The sequence below is a fragment of the Flavobacterium jejuense genome (genome assembly GCF_006491595.2).
Classification (GTDB): domain Bacteria; phylum Bacteroidota; class Bacteroidia; order Flavobacteriales; family Flavobacteriaceae; genus Flavobacterium; species Flavobacterium jejuense.
Map to the genome: position 1 here is coordinate 1 of NZ_VEVQ02000073.1, position 211 is coordinate 211.

Consider the following 211-nt stretch of genomic DNA (forward strand, 5'->3'; position numbering starts at 1 on the left):
AGCATTGTCTAATGCATTAACAGTTACAGAAACACTTGAACTATTAGGACAAGATCCAGCAGTTGTATAGGTTACTGTATAAGTTGCAGGAGTTGATGCAGAAACATCAATTGCACCTGTTGAAGCATTTATAGAAAGACCAGCTGGAGAGCTTGCAAAAGTTCCACCTGCTAAACCAGAAATAGTTGGAGTTGGATCTGAAGCATTCACA

At 39.3% G+C, this 211-nt stretch carries 1 protein-coding gene; it reads right to left on the reverse strand.

The window, feature by feature from the left end; genetic code table 11:
* Positions 1–211, reverse strand: a 211-nt coding sequence (locus FIA58_RS21895) for a hypothetical protein (protein ID WP_140964685.1), incomplete at both ends; no start/stop codon positions are given.